Source organism: Paenibacillus sp. p3-SID867, assembly GCF_025142895.1.
Taxonomy (GTDB): Bacteria; Bacillota; Bacilli; order Paenibacillales; family Paenibacillaceae; genus Paenibacillus_AQ.
The window spans coordinates 307434-330160 of record NZ_JAMBDM010000002.1; the positions used below are offsets into that span (position 1 = coordinate 307434).

At 52.0% G+C, this 22727-nt stretch carries 18 protein-coding genes; 15 read left to right on the forward strand and 3 right to left on the reverse strand.

The window, feature by feature from the left end; genetic code table 11:
* The first annotated feature begins 147 nt into the window (after window positions 1-147).
* Window positions 148-1446 (forward strand): phytoene desaturase family protein, encoded by a 1299-nt coding sequence (locus M4D81_RS04705; protein ID WP_260064714.1) that lies wholly within the window; start codon window positions 148-150, stop codon window positions 1444-1446.
* Entirely contained in the window at window positions 1424-2296 is an 873-nt protein-coding gene (locus tag M4D81_RS04710; protein WP_260064716.1) for an RNA polymerase sigma-70 factor, read from the forward strand. The genes M4D81_RS04705 and M4D81_RS04710 overlap by 23 nt, the downstream gene beginning before the upstream one ends.
* Before the next feature lie 65 nt (window positions 2297-2361).
* Here the strand turns inward: M4D81_RS04710 and M4D81_RS04715 are convergent, their stop codons facing one another.
* The 3 genes from M4D81_RS04715 to M4D81_RS04725 form a co-directional block, all read right to left on the reverse strand.
* A complete protein-coding gene (locus M4D81_RS04715; protein ID WP_260064717.1) occupies window positions 2362-3297 on the reverse strand; it encodes an SDR family oxidoreductase in 936 nt (311 codons plus the stop codon).
* A complete protein-coding gene (gene uxuA / locus M4D81_RS04720) occupies window positions 3294-4391 on the reverse strand; it encodes a mannonate dehydratase (RefSeq protein WP_260064718.1) in 1098 nt (365 codons plus the stop codon). The genes M4D81_RS04715 and uxuA overlap by 4 nt, the downstream gene beginning before the upstream one ends.
* Window positions 4392-4513: 122 nt before the next feature.
* Window positions 4514-5191, reverse strand: a complete 678-nt coding sequence (locus M4D81_RS04725) for a GntR family transcriptional regulator (protein ID WP_260064719.1) — start codon at window positions 5189-5191, stop codon at window positions 4514-4516.
* 87 nt (window positions 5192-5278) lie between these two features.
* On the opposite strand from M4D81_RS04725, the gene uxaC reads away from it, so the two are divergent.
* The 13 genes from uxaC (at window position 5279) to M4D81_RS04790 (ending at window position 22603) form a co-directional block, all read left to right on the forward strand.
* The gene (gene uxaC / locus M4D81_RS04730; RefSeq protein WP_260064721.1) at window positions 5279-6682 is read left to right on the forward strand and encodes a glucuronate isomerase; all 1404 of its coding nucleotides are present in this window, start codon (window positions 5279-5281) and stop codon (window positions 6680-6682) included.
* Window positions 6683-6793: 111 nt separating this feature from the next.
* On the forward strand, window positions 6794-8404 hold the full coding sequence (locus M4D81_RS04735; protein ID WP_260064722.1) for a response regulator transcription factor: 1611 nt from the start codon (window positions 6794-6796) through the stop codon (window positions 8402-8404).
* A complete protein-coding gene (locus tag M4D81_RS04740; RefSeq protein ID WP_260064724.1) occupies window positions 8401-10143 on the forward strand; it encodes a sensor histidine kinase in 1743 nt (580 codons plus the stop codon). The genes M4D81_RS04735 and M4D81_RS04740 overlap by 4 nt, the downstream gene beginning before the upstream one ends.
* 233 nt (window positions 10144-10376) lie before the next feature.
* On the forward strand, window positions 10377-12062 hold the full coding sequence (locus M4D81_RS04745) for an ABC transporter substrate-binding protein (protein ID WP_071218717.1): 1686 nt from the start codon (window positions 10377-10379) through the stop codon (window positions 12060-12062).
* Between the two features lie 103 nt (window positions 12063-12165).
* Complete coding sequence (locus M4D81_RS04750; protein WP_162487525.1) at window positions 12166-13206, forward strand: ABC transporter permease; 1041 nt, start codon at window positions 12166-12168, stop codon at window positions 13204-13206.
* Between the two features lie 52 nt (window positions 13207-13258).
* Entirely contained in the window at window positions 13259-14194 is a 936-nt protein-coding gene (locus tag M4D81_RS04755) for a carbohydrate ABC transporter permease (protein ID WP_071218718.1), read from the forward strand.
* Window positions 14195-14361: 167 nt separating this feature from the next.
* The gene (locus M4D81_RS04760; protein ID WP_260064727.1) at window positions 14362-15378 is read left to right on the forward strand and encodes an endo-1,4-beta-xylanase; all 1017 of its coding nucleotides are present in this window, start codon (window positions 14362-14364) and stop codon (window positions 15376-15378) included.
* A gap of 198 nt (window positions 15379-15576) precedes the next feature.
* Window positions 15577-17664 (forward strand): alpha-glucuronidase family glycosyl hydrolase, encoded by a 2088-nt coding sequence (locus M4D81_RS04765; RefSeq protein ID WP_260064729.1) that lies wholly within the window; start codon window positions 15577-15579, stop codon window positions 17662-17664.
* Window positions 17665-17879: 215 nt separating this feature from the next.
* Window positions 17880-18425 carry a hypothetical protein gene (locus M4D81_RS04770; RefSeq protein ID WP_260064730.1) on the forward strand — a complete coding sequence of 182 codons (546 nt, stop codon included), beginning with the start codon at window positions 17880-17882 and terminating at the stop codon, window positions 18423-18425.
* 171 nt (window positions 18426-18596) lie between these two features.
* Window positions 18597-18920 (forward strand): metal-sensitive transcriptional regulator, encoded by a 324-nt coding sequence (locus M4D81_RS04775; protein ID WP_071218722.1) that lies wholly within the window; start codon window positions 18597-18599, stop codon window positions 18918-18920.
* Window positions 18921-19208: 288 nt separating this feature from the next.
* Window positions 19209-19409 (forward strand): cation transporter, encoded by a 201-nt coding sequence (locus tag M4D81_RS04780; RefSeq protein ID WP_071218723.1) that lies wholly within the window; start codon window positions 19209-19211, stop codon window positions 19407-19409.
* A gap of 35 nt (window positions 19410-19444) precedes the next feature.
* Complete coding sequence (locus tag M4D81_RS04785) at window positions 19445-21874, forward strand: heavy metal translocating P-type ATPase (RefSeq protein ID WP_260064731.1); 2430 nt, start codon at window positions 19445-19447, stop codon at window positions 21872-21874.
* A gap of 87 nt (window positions 21875-21961) precedes the next feature.
* The gene (locus tag M4D81_RS04790; protein WP_071218725.1) at window positions 21962-22603 is read left to right on the forward strand and encodes an NAD(P)/FAD-dependent oxidoreductase; all 642 of its coding nucleotides are present in this window, start codon (window positions 21962-21964) and stop codon (window positions 22601-22603) included.
* The last annotated feature ends 124 nt before the right edge of the window (window positions 22604-22727 follow it).

A 22727-nucleotide genomic window follows, 5' to 3' on the forward strand; every position in this document is an offset into this window, starting at 1 on the left:
GCCCCTCTTCGAAATTGAAGAGGGGTTTTGTCGATTGTACTACCGAAATCATGAATTGCATGAATTTTCGGTTTGGATCTTCATTCCTGTCACATCTCGATGCCCTCGCCCGTCATACCCGTATAAAACCGAAAGGGATGATGACGGATGCTAAAATATGATGTAGCCGTTGTAGGTGGAGGCGTAGCCGGTTTAACAGCTGCAATCTATGCGGCAAGAGCAGGGAAGCAAACGATACTCGTTGAAAAGCAGGAGCGTTTAGGTGGTCGGGCTATGACCCATAAGAAGAAGGGAGCCTACTTCAATCTGGGCGGGCATGCCTTATATCATGGAGATGCCCTTTCAACCTTTCGCGAATTAGGGCTCCAATTGCCGGGAGGCCAACCTTCGATTGACGGGTACGGGATTTGGAAAGGGAAATTAAGTCCGTTGCCCATGGGCGTGAAATCCCTATTCACCACCCCTCTATTATCCTGGAAGGGCAAGATGGAGCTCGGCGCCTGGCTTGCGAAATTAGGTAAACTGGATACGCAGCTGTACGACAACATGAGTCTGCGCGAATGGATTGAAGGTAACGTGCAGGATCCGATGGTACGAAATTTATTCTATTCGCTACTACGTACAGCGAGTTATGTGGTAGCCCCTGACCTGCAGGCTGCCGGTCCTGTACTGCAGCAGCTTAAGCATGCGCTTAAGGGAGTGCTGTATCTGGATCGGGGCTGGGGGGCCATGGTCGATGAATTAAAACAAAAGGCTCTGGAGCAGGGAGTTCAAATCATAACGAAGAATAAAGTCATTTCGGTTGAGCATCACGAGGGAAAGGTACGGCACGTCCTTTGCGGCGATGGCATGAAAATAGAAGCAAACCATATTATTCTTACCACACCGCCAGCTGTCGCTCATGAACTGGTGCCCCATGCAGAAGAAACCGCCCTTCATACTTGGAAGGAGCAGGCGGTCGAAGTGACAGCGGCTTGCTTGGATGTAGCCCTGCGTCGTCTTCCGGAACCGAAGCAGCAGTTTGTGTACGGCCTCGATCAAACCGTCTTTCTCTCGAATCAATCCCGAGCGGCTTACCTGAGTGATGATGGCGCACAAGTCATAACCTTGCTTAAGTATCAGGGCAAGGAGAAGGATGCAAGAAGGGATCTGCAGGAATTAGAAGAAACCTTAGACTTGGTGCAGCCCGGTTGGCGCAACGAGCTCGTGGAGAAACAATACCTTCCTAACATCACGGTTTGCCACGATTTTATGCATGTGAAACGCCAGGAGAACCCGGGTCCAGCCGTTCCTGAAATCATCGGGTTGTATGTAGCGGGAGAATGGGCAGCGCACGGCGAACTCTTGGTAGATGCTGCAACTGCAAGCGCCAAGCGGGCTGTACAGCATATACTCTCGCTTGAAAGTGAGGAAAGGACCCCGAATGAGCACAGAGTTATTGTATAAAAGCTATCGATCCGCTCTGTTCTCGTTAGCTTACCGGATGCTGGGAAGTGTGATGGATGCGGAAGATATCGTACAGGAGGCCTTCATCAGCTATAACCAATTGCCCCATCCGGAGGACATTCGCAATGAGAGAGCGTTTCTGTACAAAATCGTAACGAATCGCTGCTTGGATTTGCTGCGCTCTTCTGCCAAAAAGCGCGAGCTGTACGTCGGTCCCTGGCTGCCGGAACCCTTGATCGAGAATATGGCATCAGAGACGGACCCTTCGCTTATCGTAGAGCAGCAAGAGTCTATTTCTACAGCATACCTGCTGCTCCTTCAGCAGCTGAACGCGGTGGAAAGAGCCGTTTTTCTTCTCCGCGAGATTTTTCATTATTCCTATGACGAAATTGCTGAAATTCTGGGAAAAAGCAGTGCCAATTGCCGTCAAATCTTCCGCCGCGCTAAGAGCAGCATTCATTTTGAACCTGATCAGAGACCCTCGATCTCGGTGGCGGAGGTGCAAATCAAGGAATTTGTGGATTCCCTCTTGCAGGGGAACACGAATAAGCTGCTGGAGCTGTTAAGCGAAAATGTCGTGCTCTACTCGGATGGCGGCGGTAAAGTCAGAGCGGCGCAAATTCCTGTGGTTGGAGTTCATAAAGTGATCCAATTGCATCTGAACCTGCTTAAAATGTATGAAGGACAATATGCGTACTCTTATCTTACCGTCAATGGTCTGCCGGGAATGCGGATCCGGTTGAATAACGGTGTCCAATTTATTTATTCTTTTGCTTTTAAGAACCATCGGATCGAAACGATTTATACCGTGGCAAATCCGGATAAACTCAGGCATATACAGTTGCCGTGATGCAAAAAAACAGGGCCGGTTTAAGATCAAAGGATCTTAAGTCGGCCCTGCTGCATAGTAATCCGTTATACGCCGGAATAAGCCATGAAGCCGCCGTCCACGGGAATTACCGTTCCCGTAACGAAGCCGGAGGTCTGATCGTCCACGAGCCAGAGCAGGGTGCCCAGCAGATCCTCCGGCACGCCGAACCGCCTCATGGGGGTATGGGAGATGATTTTATGAGAGCGCTCGGTTAACGAACCGTCGGGATGAGTCAGCAGATTGCGGTTCTGCTCGGTTAGGAAGAAGCCCGGCGCAATCGCGTTCACGCGAATGCCCGATTCCGCGAGATGAACGGACAGCCACTGCGTGAAGTTGTTGATGGCCGCCTTGGCTGCACTGTATGCCGGCACCTTGGTCATCGGGCTGGGTGCGCTCATGGACGAGACATTCAGCACGACGGCCCCGGGACGTCCCAGCATCCCTTCCGCGAAGATTTGCGTCGGTATCAGCGTGCCGATGAAGTTCAAATCGAACACGCTGCGGAAGCCCGGCACGCTTAACCCGAAGAAGGTTGTCACATCGGGCTGCCCCACATCCTCCGGACGGAAAATCTCGTTGGTTGTATTCGCGTCTTTCCGGTTGCCGCCAGCTCCGTTAATCAGGATATCGCAGGGTCCGAAAGATTCCCGCACAGCTTTTTCCGCTTGCCGGACGCTTTCCACATCCGTTACATCGCAGGAAACGGCAATCGCCGTACCGCCGGCGGCCGTAATTTCATCCGCCACCTGCTGCCCTTTCTCGGCCGTACGATTCAAGACGGCGACCTTGGCACCTTGCCGGCCCAGCTCCAAAGCCATCGCCCGGCACAATACGCCGGAGCCGCCCGTAATGACAACCGTCTTCCCGTTTAATGACGGATGAATGGGAAGGGATGGCGTCGCTTGCGATGCGGACTCAACAGAAGCTTTGCTTGATCCGGGTTCGGCTGTACCCGCTGCATGGATATTTGCCTCACTCATTGTACGGCCTCCTTCAGCTCGGCTGGACTTCCCGCGCGCTCCCGGCTGTAAGCGTCCCACAGCCCCCAGAGATACATAATGCCCAAGGCGCGGTCATACAGGCCGTAACCCGGACGGCACTGCTCGCCCCAGATATGCCGACCGTGATCGGGCCTTACGTATCCGGTGAAACCGTTGTCATGATAGGCCTGCACAATGCCGGAAATATCAACGGTACCGTCCTCGGTACGGTGGGACGTTTCAATGAAGTCGCCGTTATCAAAGACGCGTACATTCCGGATGTGCGCAAACGGAATCCGGTCGTGGAACTCATGGATCATGGAGACGATGTCATTGTCCGGATTGGCGCCAAGCGATCCGCTGCACAGGGTCAAGCTGTTCGCCGGGCTATCATATAGCTTGAGAAATCTCCGCAGATTCTCCTGGCTGGTGATGACCCGCGGCAGACCGAAGATCGGCCAAGGCGGATCATCCGGGTGAATGGCCATTCGAATGCCGTTCTTCTCGGCAGTCGGGATGACGGCGCTTAGGAAATATTCGAGGTTACGCCACAGATCGTCCTCGGTAACGCCGCGGTATGCTTCGAACAGGGAGGTCAGATGCGCCAAACGCTCCGGTTCCCAACCTGGCATCGTAAGCTTGCTGTTTCGGTTGATCGTCTGTACCAGCTCCATCGGATCAATGCCGTGGATCTTGGCCTTCTCAAAGAAGAGAGCCGTCGATCCATCGGCAGTCTGCTTATGGAGATCGGTTCTAGCCCAGTCAAACACCGGCATGAAATTGTAGCAGATGACCTTGACGCCGACCTGGCCCAATTTCTCAATCGTCCGGATGTAGTTGGCTATGTACTGATCCCGCGAGGGCAGACCAAGCTTGATATCCTCATGCACATTCACGCTTTCGACGACGTCAATATGAAGGCCGTACGCTTTTGCCTGGTCCGCGATTTCTTCAATTCGCTCCATCGGCCATTCCTCGCCGACAGGAATATCGTGAAGTGCCCATACGATGCCCTCCACGCCGGGGATTTGTCTAATCTGATCAAGCGAGACCGTATCGTTGCCCTCGCCAAACCACCTGAATACCATGCGCATTTCTTCACCGCCTTTACAAGTTTAAGGAGTTAACGCAAAGCTGCTGGGAATTTTGCAAGTTACGAGTGCACCGCCAAGATGGAGAGTAGCGAGTCGGTTAAAGTCTCTCCACTGCCATAGGATTATTTAAAATAATCGGGATGCTTCTCTTTCAGCACGGCCAGATTGGAGATGATCAGGCTGAGATGCGCCTGCATTTCCCGTTCGGCATGATCGGCGTCATGACGTGCAATCGCGTCCACGATCTCCCGATGCTGCTCGTACAGGTTGGTCCAATTCGGATCGGCGGACAACCATAACATCCGGCTCCGGTTCAGATGAGCGTTCATCTGCTGCAGCACGTTCCATGTGCCGACCTTGCGGCAGCCTTCGAACAAAATACGATGAAAGGCCTCATCCAGTTCAAACATGTGCTTGCCGTCATGCTTCTCGATGCTCTCGCGCTGCTCGGACAGATTGTGCTCCAGCTCGGCCAATTTATCCTCGGGAAAGCTTTCGCAGGCAAGCCGGACGACGGCTTTCTCCAGCTGTTCACGCATGAAGCGCGCTTCCTCAACCAGCTCCGAATCAATGAGCGAGACACGCGTGCCGCGCTGGGGAAGCACAACAACCAGGTCCTCCTGGGCCAAACGGACAAAGCTTTCCCGTACCGGCGTCCGGCTGACCTCGAAGGATAGGGAAACCTCCTTCTCGGATAAAGCCGTTCCCGGCGGCAGCTCCAGACTGACAATTTGCTGTTTAAGCCGGGAGTACACGATATTTCCGGCCGATCCTGGCTGTAATCGCAAAGATTCTACCACTGCATCACCTCCTAATGTATTCCATACTACCATACTTGTATGGTAGTATGGAACTGAAAATCGAAATAAGAATCGGAGGGCGATCACATGAGTCGTTTGGACACGGAAAACCTGCTCCTAAACAGCAACAGCGCGAAGAAACTCTTTTATGATTATGCGGAAGGGATGCCGATATTCGATTACCACAATCATTTAAACCCGAAGGATATCGCCACCAACCGGCAGTTCGATAACCTGACGGAGCTATGGCTGGAGGGTGACCATTATAAATGGAGGGCGATGCGCTGGCTTGGCGTCGACGAAGAGCTGATTACAGGCAGTGCCAGCGCCGAAGCTAAGTTCATGGCCTGGGCGGAATGCGTTCCGCGCTTGGTGGGCAATCCGCTCTATCACTGGACCCATCTGGAGTTGACCCGTTATTTCGGGATTCAAGAGCGGTTGACCGCTGATAATGCTAAGGAGATCTGGGAAGCTTGCAATGAGCAGCTGAGGGCTCCTGCCTTGCGGGCAGGCGGAATTCTGGAGAAATTCAAGGTCAAAGTGGCCTGCACGACAGATGATCCCGTTGATTCGCTGGAGTATCATCGGGCCATTCGGGATCATGGGGAATTGTCGACCGTCGTTGCCCCGGCATTCCGGCCGGATCGGGTGCTGGATGTCACGAGCCCGGATTTTACCACCTATGCACAGAACCTGGGAACAACGGCTCGTATAGCCGTGGATAATTATCAGGGATTGCTGGATGCCCTGCAGGAGCGGATTCAATATTTCCACGACCATGGCTGCCGTCTGTCGGATCACGGCTTTGGCGCATTTCCTTTCGAACAAGCCGATGAACAAGAGGTTGCGGACATTTACGGCAAAGCGATCAGCGGGGGCAGCCTCACACCGCTTGAAGATCGGAAATATCGCACCTATACCCTGCTCAAGCTCGGAGAAATGTATCACGCCAAGGGCTGGACCATGCAGCTGCACATTGGGGCGATCCGGAACAATAATGCTCGCATGTTCGCGAAGATCGGCAAGGACAGCGGGTATGACTCGATTCTCGATTTCCATCTGGCAGAAAGCCTGAACGGTTTTCTAAGCAGGCTCGACAGGAACGATCAGCTGCCGAAAACCATTGTGTACAGCCTGTATTCCTCGCATTACGAAATGATCGCTACTACGATCGGGAATTTCCAGTCGGCTGGCGTCGAGGGTAAGCTTCAGCTCGGTTCCGCTTGGTGGTTCCACGATCAAAAGGAAGGGATGCTGAAGCAGCTCACCGCGTTGTCTTCCATGGGGCTGATCAGCACATTTGTCGGCATGCTGACCGATTCCAGGAGCTTTATGTCGTTCCCGAGGCATGAATATTTCCGCAGAGTGCTGTGCCGCCTGTTCGGCGATTGGATCAAGGAAGGGGAACTGCCCGCGGATTATGAATATATCGGTGCCATTATCCAGGATATTTGCTACCACAATGCCGAGCGTTATTTTCAAATTCATTGACAATTGCATGCGGAGCATGAACAATAGACTTACTATATGAAAGCGTTTGCTGATAGTCAGGTAGAAGATATGTGACAGCAGATGTGTTTGAACAGGCGAGGGGGACATACCGTGCAATGGAACCGGGCGATATTGGTGGATGACGAGGTGTTTACGCGCAAAGGGCTCCTGAAGCTGATTGATTGGGAAGCCTGCGGCTTTCAAATTGTAGATGAGGCGGATAACGGGGAAGATGCGCTGGAACTGATTGAACGGCTTCAACCGGATGTGGTCATCACCGATATCCGCATGCCGGTGCTGGATGGACTCGAGCTGATCAGGCATGTTGTCACGAAGGACATCGTCAAGCCGTATTTCATTATTGTAAGCGGATACGATGATTTCAATTATGCCCAGCAGGCCGTCCGCTATGGCGTGCATGATTTCATTCTGAAACCGATTGATGAGACGGAATTCAGCCATGCGCTGGTTCGGCTCAGCGAGCGGCTAAAGTCAGACCGCGAGGCTCGCTTGAGAGAAGAGAGGCTGTTGTCCGGGGCCTTGATGGAATCACTCATTATAGGGGAAGCCGATGAGGCGCTGCTGCACGAATGGGAGCAACGCCTCGAGCTTCAGCCGGAGAGTCGCCTGTTCTACGTCTTTGTCGAACGGAATGACTACCAGCAGGCTTCGGCGGCGAACAGCAATGACGATGGCAGAGCAGAATTCAAGGACAGGGTGGAGGCGGCTCTCCTTGCGATCTCGAATGGAGAACAGCCCTTCTACCTGCATGAGCATCGCAATCGAATCGGCATTATCGTTCCGGGCAGCATTCTGCACTCGTTCCAGGGGTGTCAGCGGGGATTTGCCAGACGCATTCAGCAATCGCTTGCCGATTCGGGCCACGAACGAATCTTTGTTTATTTTGGTCAACCGGTGTTGCAGCTGTCCCACATTCAGGAGGCATATGAAACGGCCAAAGAATCACTTCTTTACAAATATATCTATGATGAGAGCGGCATTGTGATCCATGAGGAGGCCTCCCAGCACGGCCTTCATTACATCGGGCTGGAAGAGGGGCTTTACGAGCAGTTTCTGGAGCAGATCGAGGAGCTGCATTTCGAGAAGTTGGAAGTGACGATTCGTCTACTGTTCGAATCCTTCCGGGAGAAGTTGTATGCACCCGAAGCGGTGAAGACGGCAATCAACCACTGCGTGCTGGGCGTGGTCCGGGTGCTCGGCAGCATGGACGGGAATCAGAGCCGGCTATCCAGTTTGGAGCCGATGACCGAATGGCATGACCGCAACTTGTCGCTTCAGGGGCTGAAGCGGTTGTTCACGGAATTCGCCATTGAGAGCGCGAACTATATCGCGGAGCTTCGCAAGGAGCAGCACAAGGGCGGAATCCAGAAGATCCGGGCTTATATCGAGGCCCATTATCGTGAGAATATCAGCCTGAAGGGCATCGCAGGGAAGTTCTATATGAATCCGGTGTATTTGGGACAGCTTTTCAAAAAGGCGTATGGCATATACTTTAATGACTTCCTGCTGCAGCTGCGCGTAAACGAAGCGAAGCGATTGCTGCGCCAAACGGATCTGCGCATCTATGAGGTGGCGGAGCGGGTCGGCTTCGGCAACCCGGACTATTTTGTCACGCAATTCGAGAAGCTGGAGCGAATGACGCCAAGCGAGTACCGGAGCCGCTTGATGAAGGAGGCCGCGTCCGAAGGGGCGAATCGATGAAGCCAAGCTTGAATAATGTCCGTCTGCGGGACAAGATGCTGCTGATGTATTTCCTGGCCGTATTTTTGCCAATTCTGGTCACCAACCTCATCTTCTACAACGTGACATCCGGCAGCGTGAGGGAGCAGCGGATCCAGGATATAACCGTGGCGCTTGAGCAGATGAAGAATGAGTTCCGTCGTGAAGTCGAGGATGCGCTGGAGATCTCCTCCGTCTTCTACACGGACATTCAGTTGAACGAGATTATGGAGACGGTGTACGATCATCCGGCCGATTATATCGAGGCTTATGATACCTATCTCCGCCGCATTTTGAATTCGGGCAGCGCCGTATACAATTCGGTCAGCGAGATTACGGTGTATGTGGACAATCCGACCCTGCTGTATTCCGGCGGCATTAATTATATCAGCGACCAGGTGAAGGAAGAGGCCTGGTACAACGCAATTGCGGGCAAAAACGTAACCCAGCCGATTGTGATGCGTACGGGCAAGAACGGCCAATTGGACAGCTTCAGCATCATCCGGAGCATGAATTATTTCAGTTCCCAGGATGATCATACCAAGTATCTCAAGATTGATATGCGGATGCCCTCGATTCGGCAGATCATGAGCAATCTGAATGTGCAGGGCAAAGTGTACCTGCTGAGCGGCGCCGGAAATATCGAATACACCACGGATCCGAAGGTTGATATTATGCAGGGTTCCGTTCCGTACAGCAGCATCGCGCATGACGACAGGTTTCTGGAGTTTCACACCGATACGTTTACGACCAACAATCTGAACACCTGGATGATCATGGCGGTGACGCCGGAGGATGTGGTGCTGCGCGACGTGCATCAGTCCTTGCGGTTCGTCATTGTGCTGACCTGCCTGAACTTTCTGCTTCCGACCTTGGTGATTGTCTGGATCAGCCGTTCCCTGAACGTGCGTCTGGTACGGATACTCAAGCATATGAAGAAGGTCAAGAACCAGAATTACGACACGATCCAAGAGGCTGAGGCATATGACGAGATCGGTCAGCTGACGGGTGAATTCAACCGGATGACCCTGCAGCTTAAGAGCTTGATCAATGACGTGTACGTGGCGGATATCCAGAAGAAGAATTTGGAGCTTCAGCGGCGGCATGCGCAATTGAACGCTCTTCAGAGCCAGATTAATCCGCACTTTCTCTTTAACGCCCTGGAGACCATCCGCATGCGCAGCCTGATGAAGGATGAGGATGAGACGGCAAAAATCATTCATAATATGGCTAAGATCTTCCGCAATTCCCTGGTTTGGAAAAAAGACATGGTGACGCTCAAGGAAGAGGTGGAGTTTATTCACTGTTTCCTTGAAATCCAGAAATACCGGTTTGGCGACAAAATTGATTACTCGGTTCGCGCCCCTGCAGAGGAAGGACATTTGCAAATACCGAAGATGGCCATCGTTACTTTTGTGGAGAATGCCAGCATTCATGGCATTGAGCCGCTCAAGCACGGGGGGCGAATTGAGGTTCGTGTTGCACGCGAGGGACAAGCCCTTATCTGCAGCATTCAGGATAACGGAGCAGGCATGTCCGCTGAGCAGGTGGAACGCATCTACCGCTACCTGGATACCGAGGACGAGATGGGCGAGCGGATCGGCATTCAGAACGTGATCTACCGGCTGAAGCTGTATTACGGGAGCCGGTTCCAGTTTGAAATCGACAGCTCGCCTAGACAAGGCACCCGGGTAAGACTGTCCATCCCCATCGAAACCTAACAGGGCAAATCCTGCTTGGCACTCCGGTTCGGAGTGACTACAGCAGGATTTGTTCGTTAATCAGGAGAAGTGGTGCGACGAAGGCCGCAGGGGCGCCATTTTTCACGACCGTGGATACGGTTCTATAGTTTTCAAAGTATCACCTAAAGATTGACGGGTGAAAATCGCTCCTGAGCTCTCTTATAATGAAAGTGCTTACAAATTAACGAGACCGAAAGGGGTAGGTCAAGAGCATGAACAAGAAATTTTGGGTAAGCTGTCTGACCGTGGTTATGATGGTATCGCTTCTGGCGGCTTGCGGCGGCGGTAAAGAGGCAGCGGATAACGCACCGGCTGCCGGCGGCGAAGGCGAGAAGAAAGAAGAGAAGGTCACCTTCACCTATTTCAACTCCGCAGCAGGTAAAGACAAAAATACGAACGAAACCACCATCGGTAAAATTTTCGAAGACCAAACCGGCGTGAATTTTAAAATGGAGCATTTGGTCGGAGACGAGAACACCAAGGTGGGAACATTCATTGCCAGCAATGATTATCCCGATGTGATTGTGCCGGGGAGCTCGATCGATAAGCTGGTCGGGGCGGGCGCCTTCATTCCGCTCAATGACCTGATCGATAAGTACGGCCCTAACATCAAGCGTGTGTACGAGCCGTATTACAATCTGATGAAAGCCGATGACGGCAACATTTACTTCCTCCCGTTAAGTGCGGTTGTAGGAGAGTACACGTCGGCTCCCAATATCGAGCAAGGAGCATTCTGGATTCAGCGCCGCGTCCTGAAGGAAGCGGGTTACCCGAAAATCAAGACTTTCGACGAGTACTTGAACCTGATTCGCGATTACGTGAAGAAGCATCCGGAGGAAGGCTTGACCGGATATCTGGCACTGACGACGCAGGATAAATTTTTTGCCCTGACCAATGCACCGATGCACTTGGCCGGTTATCCGAACGATGGCGGCATCATCATCGACATGGAGACTCACGTAGCGAATGATTACGCTGACGACGACATTACGAAGCGTTACCTGCAGGAGCTGAACAAGCTGAATGCGGAAGGCCTGTTCGATAAATCCTCTTTCGTGGACAACTATGATCAATACCTTGCCAAGCTGACTTCCGGTAAGGTGCTCGGCTTCTTCGACTATAGATGGCAGGTAGGCCAAGCGATGAACAACTTGCGCGAAACAGCCAATAAATCGGGTAACGACGATCTCGAATATATGGCGCTGCCGATCGTATACGATGAGAATACCAAGGATCAATATCTGGATCCGCCATCCTTTGTGAACAACCGCGGCGTAGGGATCTCCGTCAGCGCGAAGGATCCGGAACGCATTGTGAAGTATTTCAACAACCTGCTGACGGACGAGAACCAAATTCTGTCGAACTGGGGCATCAAGGACGAGACGTATTCCGTAGACGAGAACGGCCGCTTCTACCGTACGGAAGAGCAGATTGCACAGACCAATACGGAAGCCTTCCGCGAGTCCTTCGGCTTCAAGTACTTTGAATACAACTGGCCTCGTTACGGCAACGGTTCTACGCTTTCTGACGGTAATTCCGTGGGTGCGGGACGCCAGCCTGAGGTTGCGAAAATGTCTTACTCCGAACCGGACAAGAAATTGCTTGAAGCATACGACATTGATTCCTTCTCGCAGCTGTTTGCGGCACCGGACGACCGTCCATGGTATCCGGCTTGGAGCATTCCGATCGATCAGGGGTCACCAGCCCAAATCTTCACGCAGAAGAAAAGCGATTTGCAGCGTAAATACTTCCCGAAACTGGTTCTTGCCAACCCTGCGGAGTTTGACGGCATATGGAACGAGTACGTGGGTGAGTTCAGCAAGCTGGACGTGAAGGGATATGAGGATCTGATCACTGAGGAAGTAGCCAAGAAAATCGCAAATGCCCAAGGACAATAATAGTTGAAGAAGAGGAGATCAGGGGCGGACCACTCGATAAGTTTGTATTCGTCCCTCCTCCTCTATAACCATTGTCTGGGCTGGATAGGAAGGAGAAGAAACCGTGGATAAGGCGAACCCGATTGGACCTGCAGAGACGACGGCGCTACGTGAAACGCCGGCGGTATCGAAAGGTTTCTTCAATAAACAACGGAAAAACAATACTGGTTTGAACAATAAACCGCCATCAGGCGAAAAAAGCTTCTTCCAGAAGCTGCTGCAGCAGAAGGCGCTGGTCTTCATGTCGATCCCTTTTTTGATATGGTTGTTTGTCTTTAAGTACCTGCCGCTATGGGGCTGGACCATCGCGTTTCAGGATTTTAAACCGGCCAAGAAGATATTCGATCAGGAATGGGTAGGTTTGCAGCATTTTACCTTTCTGTTTCAAGACGAACACTTCCTCCGGGTCATGCGCAACACGCTTGCCATGAGTTTTATCAATCTTGTCTTAGGTTTTGTTACGGCGATTGTGTTAGCGATCCTGCTCAATGAGCTGCGTAATTTGATGTTCAAACGGGTCGTGCAGACGATCAGTTATTTACCTCATTTCATCTCTTGGGTTGTGGCAGCGAGCATTATTTCGACGGCTCTGTCCGCAGACGGCGGGATTATCAATGAACTCCTCATGTGGTTCGGGATTATTAAGGAACCGATCTTATGGCTTGGAGAAGGGGAATATTTCTGGGGAATACTCGGTGTTTCGGAAGTATGGAAGAATGTCGGCTGGAACACCATTATATATTTGGCAGCCATGACGATGATCGATCCCTCGCAGTACGAGGCGGCGGAAATCGATGGCGCCGGACGCTTTCAACGGATCTGGAACATCACCTTGCCGGGTCTAAAGCCAGTATTCATCATCCTGCTGATCATGAATATCGGCAACTTGCTCGAATCCGGCTTTGAACCGCAATATTTGCTTGGTAACGGCATGAACGTGGATTATTCCGAGAACCTGGATATTTTCGTGCTGAAATACGGTATTCAGATGGGCAACTTCTCGCTCTCGATTGCAGCCGGCATGTTCAAGACGGTCGTCAGCTTCATACTCTTGTTCACGGCCAACCATATCGCGAAGAGACTGGGCGAAGATCGATTGTTCTAAGCGAAAGCTTGCGAGGACCGTTCTCTATCAGAAAACGTACAGGAGGATTCATATGGCGAAGATTTCAGATTCACCACGGGCCCACGCCCGGTTCAAGTCTCCAGCGGACCGGTTATTCGATACCTTTAACATTGTGTTCATGATCTGTCTCATGATTGTCACGTTGTACCCGTTCATCAATACGCTCGCGGTTTCCTTCAACAATGCGACGGATTCGGTAAAAGGCGGCATTTATTTATGGCCGCGGGATTTCACGTGGGAGAATTATAAATATGTATTTAACGAGGCCACGATATTCCACGCTACCTTCATCTCGGTTTTGCGTACGTTGATCGGTACGATCACTTCCGTATTCTGCTGTGCTATGGTGGCCTATACCATCAGCCGTCCGGAATATGTGCTGCGCAAATTCGTATCGATTGCCTTCATCTTGACGATGTATTTCAGCGGCGGTTTGATTCCGAACTTCCTGTTGATTCGCGAATTGGGCATGCTGGGCACCTTCTCGGTATACATCATTCCGGGTCTGATCGGCGTGTTTAACGTTATCGTCATCCGTTCCTTCATTGAAGGACTGCCGGAGGGAATTCTGGAATCGGCCCGGATCGACGGCGCCGGTGAATTCACGACTTTCATGAAAATCGTGCTTCCGCTATGCGTGCCCGTACTTGCTACGGTATCGCTGTTTACGGCGGTATCCCAGTGGAACTCCTGGTTTGACGTATTCTTGTATAACTCTTCATACAGTGAGCTTAGCACCCTGCAGTATGAGTTGATGAAAATACTCCAGAATTCGAACTCCTCGCTGAATTCGGGCAACGACTATGCAAGCCAGTTTGCAAGCTCGGAAAGCGGCGCGAATCAGGTCACCCCAACCTCTATTCGGGCAACGATGACCATTGTGGCCAGCGTGCCGATCATTCTGGTGTATCCGTTCCTGCAAAAATACTTCGTGCAAGGGATGACGCTTGGCGGGGTGAAAGGGTAAACCTGCGGGAGCCACCAAATAAGTACATCGTGTGCACGGCTCCCTGTACGCACGGTGCATGGTCTGGAGCATGCTTGGATGGCTGCTATCGACCAACCGATGTCGTTGCATCATGATCATAAACCATCAATCTTGCTATGATCTCTAAATTCAAGGAGGGATTGCGTATGTCTAACACGCAACGAAGTGAACCCAGGCTGAAGGAAATGTTTGCGGATGACTTTCTCATTGGAGCAGCCGTGAACCCGCGGACGATTGAAACGCAGGAGGAATTGCTATCCTATCATTTCAACAGCATCACGGCGGAAAATGAAATGAAGTTTGTAAGCGTGCACCCGGCAGAGGATACGTATACGTTCGAGGATGCGGACCGGCTTGCCGCTTTCGCCCGTGAGCATGGGATGAAGATGCGCGGCCATACGCTGGTATGGCATAACCAAACAACCGACTGGCTGTTCGAAGACAAGAACGGGGACCTGGTGGATAAAGCCACGCTGTACGAACGGCTAAAGTCGCATACCGATACGGTCGTAAAGCGATACAAGGGCGATATTTACGCTTGGGACGTCGTGAACGAGGTAATTGCCGATGAAGGCGCCGAGCTGCTTCGTCCATCCAAGTGGCTGGACATTGCTGGCCCCGAGTTTATCTCCAAGGCATTCGAGTATGCACACGAAGCCGATCCGTCTGCGTTGTTATTCTATAACGATTACAATGAGTCCCACCCGAATAAACGAGACAAAATTTACACGCTGGTCAAGTCTTTGCTGGATCAAGGAACTCCTATTCATGGCGTTGGATTGCAGGCGCACTGGAATCTCTACGATCCGGATCTTGACGATATCCGGGCGGCGATCGAGAAGTATGCATCGCTCGGCTTGCAGCTTCAGCTCACCGAGCTCGATGTGTCGATGTTCTCGTTTGAAGACAAGCGGAAGGATCTGACCGAAGCGCCGGAAGAACTTCTGGAAGCTCAAGCCAAGAGGTATGAGGCGATGTTTGGCATTCTGAAGGAGTACCGGGATCATATTACGTGCGTTACCTTCTGGGGAGCTGCCGACGATTACACTTGGCTGGACAATTTCCCGGTACGGGGGCGGAAGAATTGGCCCTTCCTGTTCGATGAGCGGCATCAGCCGAAACCGGCATTTCATCGCTTGGTGGAGCGTACGGTCAAGGTGTAATCTGTCTTGGCGCGGAGCAAGCCTTCATCCTAATCCAATAAGAAGCAATATAAGCGATTAAGGCTCCCATCAGCTTGTCATGTTGCCGGTCCTTGTGGCCGGCATCTGTATTTTGGCTTTGACGGAAAGCGGGGGTTTAAGACAACGGCAATCCGAAGAGATGGCACTGACTATTAGCCTGAGAAGGAGGAACTGATATTGAACAGCACTTTATATAAAGCGTGGTTGCAGTATGCGCCCATAAAGGACCGGGAGCTTGCCTCCGGATACAGCAGGCTGCTCGGCACGATTGTAGCGGACCTGCAGCAGTCGCGGGTTGCGAACGCCGCCATTGAGGAACTGAAGAGGGCGTGCCAATCCATGTTGGGTATTGTCCCGGTCATCACGTCCGAGGCCCAGGCTTCATCTTACTTCGAGGTGCGCATTTCGACATCAGCCGAACCCGGCATGGGAGAACTAGATGGGGTCGGCTCAGGCGAGGATAGGAGCCGGATGGCAGACCAGCTAGGCGCAGAAGGCTTTCAGCTGGAGCATTCAATCCAAGGGCAGCAGGAAAAGCTGGTACTGACCGGTGGATCGGGCAAAGGCGTATTATATGGCGTGTTTCATTTATTGAGATTGCTGGCCTCCCACCAACCGTTAACCGGATTGAAGGTGACCGAGCAGCCAGTGAACGGACTGCGGATGATCAATCAATGGGACAATGCCGACGGCTCGGTGGAGCGCGGGTACTCTGGCCACTCGATTTTTTACGAAAACGGACGGTTCACCGAAAATCTGGATCGCGTAAGAGACTACGCCCGCTTATTGGCTTCCGTGGGACTGAATGCCATCTCCATTAATAACGTCAATGTGCATGAAATCGAGACGAAGTTCATTACCGCGGAATATTTGCCGACGATTGCGAAGGTCGCGGATATCTTCCGGGAATATGGCATTTCATTGTACTTGAGCATTAACTTTGCGGCTCCGCTGCATATCGGCGGCGTATCGACCTCCGATCCGCTGAGCGAAGAGGTTCGGCAGTGGTGGAAGGATACGGCGAATGAAATTTATGATTATATCCCGGACTTCGGCGGCTTCCTGGTGAAGGCGGATTCGGAGCATCGCCCCGGCCCGTTTGCCTATGGAAGGGACCATGCCGATGGCGCCAATATGCTCGCTGAGGCCTTGGAGCCGCATGGCGGGCTCGTCATCTGGCGCTGCTTCGTATACAACTGCATGCAGGATTGGCGCGATCGCAGCACAGACCGGGCGCGGGCGGCCTATGATCATTTTACCCCGCTGGACGGCAGGTTTAAGGACAATGTGCTGCTGCAGATTAAGAACGGGCCCATGGACTTTCAAGTGCGGGAACCGGTGTCGCCGCTGTTCGGCAGCATGAAAGAGACCAATCAAGTGCTGGAGTTTCAGGTCGCCCAGGAATATACGGGGCAGCAGCGTCACGTATGCTATTTGGTGCCGCAGTGGAAAGAGGTGCTGGATTTCGATACCTATGCGAATGGGTCGGGGTCCGAGGTGAAGAAGATCGTGAACGGTTCCCTGCACGGTATGAAATACAGCGGGATCGCCGCCGTTTCCAACATCGGAAATGATGAGAACTGGACGGGGCACACCTTGGCACAGGCGAATCTGTATGGCTTCGGACGTCTGATCTGGGATCCGGAATTGTCCTCCGAGGGGATCGCGGAAGAATGGACGAGGCTGACCTTCGGCAATGACGACACGGTGGTCAACACGGTATGCGACATGCTGATGCAATCGTGGCCGATCTATGAAAGCTATACCGCCCCGCTCGGGGTGGGCTGGATGATTACGCCGCATACGCATTACGGTCCGGATGTGGACGGCTATGAATATTCAAGGTGGGGCACGTACCATTTCGCCGATCGGGACGGGATGGGCGTCGATCGCACGGTGACATCGGGCACAGGCTATACCGCGCAGTATTTCGGGCCGAATAGGGCCCGATATGATTCGCTGGCGGATTGTCCTGACGAGCTGCTGCTGTTCTTCCATCATGTGCCGTATTCCCATGTGCTGAAATCCGGCAAAACGGTGATTCAGCATATCTATGACTCACATTTTGGCGGGGCGGAAGCAGCGGCAGGACTGCTTGAGGCCTGGACCTCATTGGAAGGAAAGGTCGATCCGGAGCGCTTCGTTCAAGTGACGGAGCGGCTCACGGATCAAGCAGAGCATGCTAAGCATTGGCGGGATGTGATCAACACGTATTTCTTCCGTAAATCCGGCGTGCCGGATGAACAGGGGCGGACGATTTATTAAGTTTATTTAATAACTGAATACGAAAATATAGGGGGGTGCCCCATCAGATTTCGGATCTGATGGGGCATCTTTTTTTCATGGCTGAATACTGTTCGAATGCTGAACCTTTTGTGAGCATGTACTTTTGATGACATACTTGCCAGGTAAAAAATAATGCCCTGTGCAAAGTTTTATATGGTAAAATCCTGTAAAAAACTTCAAAGGAGGAGGATTACATGATTAGATACTTCTGCTTGTTGATATTGTTGATCCTGGTCTTGGGAGGCTGCAGTGGCAGCGATGAGCCCAAGGAAAAGTTTACCGCAGAAGATATGGGAATCGTGCGGTTAGACAATGGCCAGAAGGTATACTACGGCATGAATCGTGCGGAAGCTGAAGAAGTGCTTGGGAAAGGCCAAGAGCATGCCAGGGGCGTATTTGATTACGATTCCGGCATCGCGGTGTTCTACAGAGATGATGCCGTTGTCGCGATCAGGATGGAGGAAGAATCGAAAGGTCATTATCAAACAACGCGCGGTGCTGAAATAGGAATGCAAATAGACGAGATCAAACAACGATATGGGGAGCAATATGAGCCATCACAGTCCGATGATATCCTGGATTACTTCTATGACTATAAAAAAGGAAAGTTCCTCGAGAAAAATGCGCCCGAAACAGAAGAAGAGGCGCGGAATATTTTTATCTTTTCATCCATGTTTCATGATGGGTACGCGGACACCCTTTTGTTTCTTGATAGTTACTACGCGTCCTCTGGCAAGTGATTCAGGACAGGGCGATAATCTTTGTGTGCAAAAACCAGGATCTACAGAACGGCATGCTTTTAAAGAGATGGACTTCATTTCAGAAGCTGGGCTTTATAGGGTGGGGGGCTATATGATATACTGAGAATAGGGTTAGAATAAGATGAAGTAGTGATCAAGGGGGGAATGGGTATGACAGTCGAGAAACATGTACATGATGCATGCGCAGTAACCAGTGAACGGAAGAGCCATCATTCCGATAAAACAAAAAGCAACCTCGTCAGCCGGTTGAACCGAATTGAAGGACAGATTCGCGGCGTGAAAGGCTTAATTGAGAAGGATACGTACTGTGACGATGTATTAAACCAGATCTCCTCGATTCAGTCGGCCTTGAACGGCGTCAGCAAATTGCTGCTTGAGCATCATATGAAGAGCTGTGTGGTGGAGCGCCTGCAGGAAGGCGATGATGAGGTTATAACCGAGTTGTTAACAACCATGAACAAGTTAATGAAATAATGGAATTCTGACTGGAGACGGTCTGGTTATGATGAGTTTCCATGGAGCTGCCACCTTCTAAAGGTGGCAGTAAGTGTTTATTCAGGGTGAAGAATACCGCACGGTTATGCGGTTAAATCATAGCGACGACTTATTTTTTCAAAAAAAATGAGAAAACCCATTGACTATATATAGGGTAGGGGGGTATACTAACATCAAGAAACGAGAACAACCCGTTCAAAACTAATTCCGGGCACGCTTTTAGAAGGGCTGCTCAAAATAATTCATAACCCAAAGGAGAGATTGAACATGGAACAGGTAACAATAAAAGTTGAAGGTATGTCTTGCATGCATTGCGTGAATTCCATTGAGGGAGCTTTAAAGAATGAGAACATCGAGGGACATGTGGATTTGAAGGCAGGCACGGTCTCCGTGAAATATGACGCAGGCAAAGTCAATTTGGATAAAATCAAAGAAATTATCGAGGAACAAGGATATAACGTAGTTTAATCAAACGGCACGAGGATGAAGAGGGGTGAGGGAAGATGGGAGCAGGAACGATGGAACAGAAGAAAACGTCGCTGCAGTTAACGGGTATGACATGTGCCGCCTGTGCGAATCGGATTGAGAAGGGTCTAAATAAAATGGAAGGCGTCCAGGAAGCGAATGTGAATTTTGCGCTGGAAAAAGCGTCGGTTACATTTGATCCGAACGTGGTTTCCGTCCAGCAGATGGAAGAAAAAATTGAAAAGCTGGGTTACGGAACGGCAAAGGAAACCGTGGACCTGCAGCTGATTGGCATGTACTGCGCCGCCTGTGCTACGAAAATCGAGAAAGTGGTAAGCAAGATGCCAGGTGTTAATCAGGCCAACGTCAATTTTGCGCTGGAGACGGCCCGGGTGGAATTCAATCCCGCAGAGGTAAGCCTTAGCGATATTCAACAGCGTGTGGAGAAGCTTGGGTACCAGGCGGTTTCCAAACAGGAGACGCTTGATCAGGAAGGTCACCGCAAGGAGGCCATCACCAAGCAAAAGCGGAAGCTGCTCCTGTCGGCGATTCTGTCGCTGCCGCTGCTCTGGGCCATGGTGAGCCATTTCTCCTTCACCTCCTGGATCTGGATGCCGGATCTGTTCATGAACCCTTGGTTCCAGCTGATCTTGGCCACACCGGTACAGTTTTTTATCGGAAAACAGTTTTACGTGGGAGCCTATAAGGCTCTCCGCAACAAAAGCGCCAATATGGACGTTCTGGTCGCACTCGGTACCTCAGCAGCCTATTTCTACAGTCTGTATTTAACGATCGATTGGGCCGCTGCCGGAGCAAATGCACACCACGGGCCTGAAATGTACTATGAAACGAGTGCCGTGCTGATCACGCTGGTCATTATGGGGAAACTGTTCGAATCCCTGGCCAAAGGCCGTACATCGGAGGCCATCAAAACCCTGATGGGGCTTCAAGCCAAAACGGCGCTGGTCGTTCGTGACGGTCAGGAGATGACCATCCCGGTGGAACAGGTCCTGGTGGGTGATCTTGTATTGGTGAAGCCGGGTGAGAAAATCCCGGTGGACGGTAAAGTGGTCGAGGGCACGTCGGCGGTAGATGAGTCGATGCTGACAGGTGAAAGCATTCCGGTTGAGAAAAAAGCGGGCGACGCCGTCATCGGCGCCACCATAAACAAGAACGGGCGCTTGACGCTTGAAGCGACGAAAGTGGGTAAAGAGACCGCTCTAGCCCAAATTATCAAGGTGGTTGAGGAAGCCCAAGGCTCCAAAGCTCCGATTCAGCGGGTCGCTGACGTCATCTCCGGCATCTTCGTTCCGATCGTGGTGGGCATTGCGATTGTTGCCTTCCTCGTATGGTACTTCTGGGTAACGCCTGGTGATTTCGCGCAATCGTTAGAAATTGCCATCGCGATTCTGGTTATTGCTTGTCCGTGTGCGTTGGGTCTGGCTACACCGACCTCGATCATGGCCGGGTCGGGCCGCGCTGCAGAACTTGGCGTTCTGTTTAAGGGCGGGGAGCATCTGGAGTCTACCCATAAAATCAACACGATTATTCTGGATAAAACAGGAACGGTCACGAAAGGGAAACCTGAGTTAACCGATGTGGAGGTTCATAACTTTGATCAAGAGCTGTTCCTTCGTCTGGTCGGATCAGCTGAGAAGAGCTCCGAGCATCCGCTTGCCGAAGCGATTGTGGCCGGGATTGAAGCAAAAGGAACGCGGCTTCCGGCTGCGGAGCATTTTGAAGCCATTCCAGGCTACGGCATCCGTGCCAGCGTGGAAGGACATGAGGTGCTGGTCGGCACACGCAAGCTGATGGCACAGCATAACGTGCCGATTGATTCGATCCTCGGCAGAATGTCGGAGCTTGAAACCGAGGGCAAGACTGCTATGCTGACGGCTGTAGATGGCCGATATGCAGGTCTTGTGGCTGTGGCAGATACGATCAAGGAGACGTCCCGTGCTGCCGTAGCGAGATTGAAAGAAATGGGCATTGAGGTCATTATGATTACCGGGGACAATGAACGCACGGCACAGGCCATCGCGAAGCAGGTTGGCATCGACCATGTGCGTGCCGAGGTTCTGCCGGAAGGCAAAGCGGATGAAGTGAAAAAGCTCCAGCAGCAGGGCAAGAAGGTCGCCATGGTCGGCGACGGCATTAACGATGCGCCGGCCCTTGCGGTTGCCGATATCGGCATGGCCATCGGCACAGGCACGGATGTGGCAATGGAAGCCGCTGACGTGACGCTGATGAAGGGCGACCTGAACAGCATTCCGGATGCCATCTACATGAGCCGCAAGACGATGAGCAACATCCGTCAGAACCTGTTCTGGGCGCTGGGCTATAACTCGCTTGGCATTCCGATTGCCGCCATCGGGCTTCTGGCACCTTGGGTGGCCGGGGCGGCCATGGCACTGAGCTCTGTATCGGTCGTGCTGAATGCCCTTCGCCTGCAGCGGATGAAGATATAACGAAAGCTGGCAGATCTTTTATATAGAGTATGATTGGTAACCGAGCAAGAGAACGATATTTGGGTAACTTGATGGGAGTGTAGACATTTGGCCATGCAAAAATTTGCAGTGACACCCGGCTTTGAAGTGGGCGGAACGCTGTTCCGCCCGGATCAGCTGGCCGTATTGGGCTCCATCGTGGGCGAGGACGCCCGCATTGAGATGACTACCTTTAAGCAGCTCTACGTGGAGATGGATGCAGAGCGGGTGGAAGAAGCCAAGGTGAAGCTGGAAGCTGCCGGACTTCAGGTTCATCCCGCCGGCTTTGTCTCCAAGAGCCTGATCACCTGCAACTTTTGCCGGGGGGCGGAGGATTCGGGACTGGATGTTGCAAAGATGCTGGATGAAGCGATCGCCGATCATCCTGTACCCAATCCGCTAAAGATCGGTTACGCAGGATGCGCGCTTGGCACCAGCGAACCGCTGCTGAAAGATATTGCCGTGATGAAGATGAGGAATACCTATGATATCTATGTTGGTGGAGAGCCGAGAGGGTTGAAGGCTGCACTGGCGAAGCCGCTGCACACGGATTTAGCGCCGGATCAGCTGGCTCCGATCATCCTGAAGCTGATCGCCGTCTATCAGGAGAACGGGAAGAAGAAAGAGAAGTTCTCCCGCTTCGTGGATCGCATGACGCTCGAGCAGCTGCGTCAACTCACGCTGGATGCGCGGATGGATACGGCAGGATAAATGAAAGGCTTAACAGGCATCACCTTTTGGGTGAATAGGATACGCCGAAACGAGGATGGATATACTTTCAAGAGCACCAGAGGGTGCTCTTTTTTTCTATAGATTAGAACACGCTATCCACTGG